At 29.0% G+C, this 6,087-nt stretch carries 5 protein-coding genes and 1 pseudogene; all 6 read right to left on the bottom strand.

The window, feature by feature from the left end; all coding sequences use genetic code 11:
• A pseudogene (locus ACH2BO_RS10995) lies at positions 1-394 on the bottom strand (hypothetical protein); the annotation flags it as partial.
• Positions 395-541: 147 nt separating this feature from the next.
• Positions 542-976: an Hsp20/alpha crystallin family protein gene (locus ACH2BO_RS10990; protein WP_395044792.1), complete on the bottom strand. Its 435-nt coding sequence runs from the start codon at positions 974-976 to the stop codon at positions 542-544.
• A gap of 110 nt (positions 977-1,086) precedes the next feature.
• Positions 1,087-2,160 carry an AI-2E family transporter gene (locus ACH2BO_RS10985; protein WP_395044791.1) on the bottom strand — a complete coding sequence of 358 codons (1,074 nt, stop codon included), beginning with the start codon at positions 2,158-2,160 and terminating at the stop codon, positions 1,087-1,089.
• Between the two features lie 162 nt (positions 2,161-2,322).
• Positions 2,323-3,831 (bottom strand): T9SS type A sorting domain-containing protein, encoded by a 1,509-nt coding sequence (locus ACH2BO_RS10980; RefSeq protein WP_395044790.1) that lies wholly within the window; start codon positions 3,829-3,831, stop codon positions 2,323-2,325.
• A gap of 114 nt (positions 3,832-3,945) precedes the next feature.
• Positions 3,946-4,380 carry a response regulator gene (locus ACH2BO_RS10975; RefSeq protein ID WP_395044789.1) on the bottom strand — a complete coding sequence of 145 codons (435 nt, stop codon included), beginning with the start codon at positions 4,378-4,380 and terminating at the stop codon, positions 3,946-3,948.
• Between the two features lie 3 nt (positions 4,381-4,383).
• Positions 4,384-6,087 (bottom strand): ATP-binding protein (locus ACH2BO_RS10970; protein ID WP_395044788.1); only part of this gene is annotated, 1,704 nt, incomplete at its 5' end.

Raw genomic sequence — 6,087 nt, 5'->3', positions numbered from 1 at the left:
CTCCAAAATTTTTAAAATCATTTGGATAATAATTGGTTTCAGCAGGAATATAAACTCTTTCTTTATCTAGATCAATTAATCTCATCAATACAATCCCATCAAAACCATCGGTTCTAATTTTGTCCATTATTTCGGTTTCATTTTTTTGATTGAAATTGTTGTTAAGATATTCGTGAGATACAAAACCTTTTCCATCAAGGTGTTTTACAATTTGATGTTCGGCTTTGTACCGATTGGTTTCGTTTTCAATGAGTGCAATGACCAAAACTTTGTTTAAATCGTTGATGTGAATGTGTTTATCTGGTTGTCTCCAACTGCTTACTATTTTTGTTGTTGAACAAGAAGTAAGAAGTATTGTAAGAAACATACAACTATAAAAAATTGACTTTTTCATTCTGAATTTTTATATAATTTATATTAACAAAGTTCAATATTCAAAGCTTTTATCATCTTATAGAAATTTTAAGAAAAGTTATATTATTCACAGATTTTATAACCAATAAAAAACCCAACCTTTTTAGATTGGGTTTTAAAATGATGCTTACACTACTTTTATTTCCTTTTTGGGAAGTAATTTTGCTTCTTCCTTTTTTGGAATACTCAATTTAAGAATTCCATCATTGTACTTGGCATCAATTTTTTCTGCATTTACGGTTTGTGGTAAAGTAAATGATCTTGAGAAAGAATTATAAGAAAACTCTTTTCGAGTAAAATTGTCATTCTCTTCATTTTTTTCTATTTCTTTTTCTGCGCTAATCGTTAAAACATTTTCGTTTAAATCTATTTTAAAATCCTTTTTAGTAAAACCAGGTGAGGCAAATTCAATATTAAATTCGTTTTTATTCTCTTTAATATTTACTGCCGGAAGTGTGTGTTTTAATTTTTTCTCTAACCATTGGTTATCAAAAAGATCATTGGTAAAGAAATTATCCATTCCAAATGGAATAAGATTTCCGTTTGATTTAAGAAGTGTCATAATTTATTAATTTAATAGTTAAACATTGATTAATTTGAATTGGTAAAGGTCATTTTTTTTCAAGTATTTTGATTTATAGAATTTTTAAAAAAAGTTATATTATTCCTATTTTACAATTTACTTTTTCCGTCACCAAGTAGTAAAGACAAGGTTTTTAAACTTTCGGTTCGATCTGCAATTAGTTTTAAAATACTAATAAATGGAATAAACAAAATCATTCCGACTGCACCCCATAAAATTCCTCCAAGAATTATTACAATAATAATTACCAATGTATTTATCTTTAATCGGTTGCCTACAGCCATTGGAAAAATGATATAAGCTTCTAACAATTGCACTATGGCAAATACTAAAATTACACCTATTGGGTACCAAATAGAATTGAATGTTACCCACGAAACCGTAATTGGCAAAAGTGAAGAAATAATAATGCCTACATAAGGAATAAAGGTTAGAATGGAGGCAATAAATCCAAACAAAAACGGATGTGGAACACCAATAATTAGCAATCCAATACTGTTTAAAAGACCAACAATTAAGTAAACCAATCCCATTCCTTTGATAAAATTATAATATTCGTGAATGGTTTGGATAAGAATTTCGTGAATAGTTTCTTTTTTATAGGATGGAAATAATTGGTAAAGTGCAACTGCTAATAAATGACGATGGTACAATAATAAAGCTGAAAAAACAGGGAAAAGTATCAAATTGAATACCATTCCGGTTAACGAATTAGTAGTGTTTTTCAAGATTGGCAAAATTTCAAAATTACTTGTAGCATTTTTAATAAATGCCGATTGTTTTTCAGAGTCGATTCCAAAATGTTCCTCTACATAAATTCCTATTTGTGTTGATGTTTCAATGAGTTTTGCACTTAATGATTGCCATTCATTTGAAAATGATGCTATTTGTAAAAACAATAAATAAAAAAATGATACCATTAAAATAGTTAATCCAAAAATTGAAATAGTAATAGCTCCAGGTTTGTTAGCTCCTTTTTTTTCTAACCATTTGCATATTGGGTAAAGAATAAAACTAATTAATAATGAGAAACTTAACGGAATAAATATTGTCTTTCCAAAATAAAAAATTATTAATATTAATACAATATATTGAAGTATTTCTAATGAAGATAATTTCCTTCTTGAACCTATTGGATTCTCTATTTTAGGAGTTTCTTTCATTTGTTTAATTTCAAAAATTGGTTTTAAATAGTCACAACAATTTCAGTCAAATTAGAATTTTATCATTTGAATAACTTTACTAATTCATACCAAATTACCTATAGAAAACCAATACAAATACTTATTGCTATTGAACAACTAAAAAAACGAAAAATTATTTTATTAATTTACGACAAGCTTTTTAACCAACTTTTGGTTTTCTTTTTTAATTTCTAAAAAGTAAATACCTTTGTTTAAAGTTTGATTTGTGTTGTTAGTTTGCAAAGAAAACTCTTTTACTTTAAGACCTAAAACTGAATAGATAGCACCTTTACTTCCAACTAAGTTTTCATCAATTTGAATTGTAAAATTTCCTGATGAAGGATTTGGATAAATTAAAAATTTAGATTCTAAAAAAGAACTTGTTGATAATGGAGCATTATTTGTATATCTAGCAACACCATATTTTGTAAAAGGACTTCCATAAGTACTTCCTACTACAACAATTTTTCCGTCTGGCTGAAGTGCAACATTATTAGCTTGACAGGAATTAATATTAATTACAGTTTCTACTTTACCATTTGTTCCAAAAGTAGAATCAAATGTTCCATCGAAATTCAATTTCCATATTCCAAATTTTCCATTTGAAGTACCAACTGTAATTGTTTTATTATCCGATTGAAGTATCACATCACTTATCGTTTCATCGGTAGTTTGAATTAAAATTCCGTCTGAGTCAAATGTAGTGTCAAAAGTCCCATTGTTGTTTAATCTGGCAACAAAAGCACTAGAAATTGTACCATTTTGATAATTCCCACCAATTATAATTTTATTGTCGGATGATAATGCAACTGCAAAAGCATAATTATGATTGGATGCAAAATCGTAGGTAAAAAATCCGTTAGTAGCAAAAGAAGTGTCGATACTTCCATTGGCATTGTAGCGTCCTACATAAACATCATTATTGGTATTGCTTTTGTAACCAACTGCTACTATTTTGCCATCATTTTGCAATGTAATATCATAAATTGCATCTTGCTCTGTCGATTGATTTCGAACAATTCCGTCGGTGTCAAAAGTAGTGTCTAAACTTCCGTTGGTATTATAACGCGCTAAAACAAAATCCCAATTAAAGTTTATTCGTGATTGAATGGCTACTAGTATTTTTTCATCTGGTTGAATTTTGACAGCTTTTACAAAATCTTCGTTAGATGTTGGTAATTGTGTAAAAACCATTCCATCGGTATCAAAAGTAGTATCCAAAGAACCATCAGAATTATATCGCACTACTGCAATTTGCGAATATCCTAAACTCGCATTTGTAAACGCATTTCCTACTACAACAATTTTTCCGTCTTGTTGTAATGCACCAGATATTGCCTCAAAACCATCAGTTCCATAGGAAGTTGTTACTTTTCCACTTATTCCAAATGAATTGTCAAAAGAACCAGATGGATTCATTCTTGCTAAAGAAAATGATAAATTACCACCTGTTAATGATGATCTTCCGCCTACAATAATTTTATTGTCGGGTTGAACTAATACAAACTCTCCATAATCATTAGGTACAGCAAAGCTTATTATTTTTTTTCCATCCAAGTCAAAACTTGTGTCTAAAACACCATATTGTGAGTATGAAAAATTTATGAAAATTATTATTATTATTATAAGATATTGTGTAATTGATTTCATAATAAACTAATTTAAATTAATAAATATTTTACAAATTTAAAATCAATTAACTAAATTTATCTTACATAATTTTTTAGTGAAATTACAAAATTCATAGATTTAAATTAAAAACCCTTACATTCTATTCATATACCAATTGAGTTCTTTTTCAATTTTTTGATATTTAAAAATAGAAGTAATTATTTTTTGAAGTCGAACGAATGCGGTTTCACTTTTTATGACATAGTCAAATGCTTTGTGGTGCATACAACTCACTGCCACTTCAATTTTGTCCTGTGAAGAAAGCATAATAACCGGAATTTTTATTTTTGAGATTTTGATTTTATCTAATGTTTTGAGCCCATTCATTGCTGTATTATCGATGCCGTCAAGATTGTAGTCTAGAATAATTACGTCTGGGTTTTTATACAAATTTTCGATACAAAGTTCTCCAGTTGCAAATGTTTCAATGTCAAAATCGGCATTGTCAAGAAACTGGATTTCTAATGATTTTAGAAATAAAGCATCATCGTCGACAAGAAAAAGTTTTATTTTTTTTGAGTTTTGCACGATTTAATTTTTTAAATTATTAAGTTCTATTTTGAGTTCTTCAATCGCTTGCATACAAACATTTTCGAGTTCTAGCAGCCAATTTTCCATTTCATATGCTGTTGCATCATTTTCTATTTTTCTGGCTATATCTTCATATTTTTTATCAATTCCAACAATGGAAAATGATGGAATTAATTTATGAATGGCAGACTTTAAGATGTCTAAATCTTTCTCTATCCAGCTTTTTTTGATGGTACTTATTAATGATGGTGTTTGGTTGAGATAGACATTTATCATTTCGGTAATTAATTTTGGGTTCGATTTTGTGAGTTTGTTAATGTAACTCATATTGATAAATTGCTGATTATTGGCTTGCTCAATTTCAGCGGTTTTGAATTCGATTGTTTGTGTAGGTTTTTTAATTAAACTGACAATTTTGCTATATAACTTGCGTTCATCGACTGGTTTTGCAATATAATCGTTCATACCAACTGTTTTGCAATTTTCTATATCGGCAGTTGTAACATCGGCAGTTAGTGCAATTATAGGAATTTGTGATTGTAATATATTCCTGATATAATTGGTTGCTTGAAAACCATTCATAATTGGCATTTGCAAATCCATTAAAACAATATCATAAATGTTCTTTTCTAGTTTTTCGACAGCTATTTTTCCGTTGTTTGCTATATCACATTCAAAGCCAAAATCATCAAGCAAGGTTCTCATTAATAACTGATTAAGTTCTACGTCTTCAACAACCAATACTTTTATGTCTTGGATAGGATTATCGACTAATTCTGTAATTTCGTTATCTAAAACGGTTTCTCCTTTGGCTTTTTTAAAACTTAAAACAAAACTAAAAGTAGAACCTTTATCCACTTCACTTTCAACCCAAATACTTCCGCCTTGTTTTTCAACTAGTTGTTTTACAATTGCAAGTCCTAATCCAGTACCACCAAATATTCGTGAGGTTTGGCTGTGTGCTTGCTGAAAATTTTTAAAAATCTTTTCCGTTTTTTCTGATTCAATTCCTATTCCGGTATCGGAAATTGAAAATTCTATTGTAATATTTTCAATATCTTCGGTTAATTTTCTAACAAAAACTGTTATTTTTCCTTTGGATGTAAATTTAACGGCATTGCTTACTAGATTGAGTATTATTTGATGTAAACGAGTTGCATCGCCTATTAAGACTTCTGGAATATTTTGATCATATTTTACTATCAATTCTAAGTTTTTTTCTTGTATTTTGGTTTCAAATAAATGCAACATTGTCGATATTGACAATGATAATTTAAATGGTGCTTTCTCGAAAACCATTTTACCAGCATCGACTTTGGCCAAATCGAGAATGTCGTTTATGAGCACTATTAAAGTATCGCCACTCATTTTTATAGCATTAAGATATTCTTTTTGTTTGAAAGTCAGTTCGGTTTTGAGAATCACTTTTGTAAATCCGATAATGGCATTCATAGGTGTTCTTATTTCGTGGCTCATATTAGACAAAAACTGTTGCTTAGATTTTAGAGCATTTTCGGCTTTTAGGATGGCTTCGTTTAAATCATTTTCAATTCTTTTTTGATTGCTCACATCGCGAATGGAGGCACAAACCAAGAAACCTTCGTCGGTATCAATTTTACTTAAACTAATTTCTACTGGAAACTCGTCACCATTTTTTCGTTGTGCAAACAATTGCATTCCTTCACCCATTTTTCGGGTTCTTGG

It is taken from the genome of Flavobacterium sp. (genome assembly GCF_043773265.1).
Lineage (GTDB): Bacteria > Bacteroidota > Bacteroidia > Flavobacteriales > Flavobacteriaceae > Flavobacterium.
The sequence above is the reverse complement of the archived record's forward strand: the minus strand, read 5'-3'. Positions and strand labels throughout refer to the sequence as shown.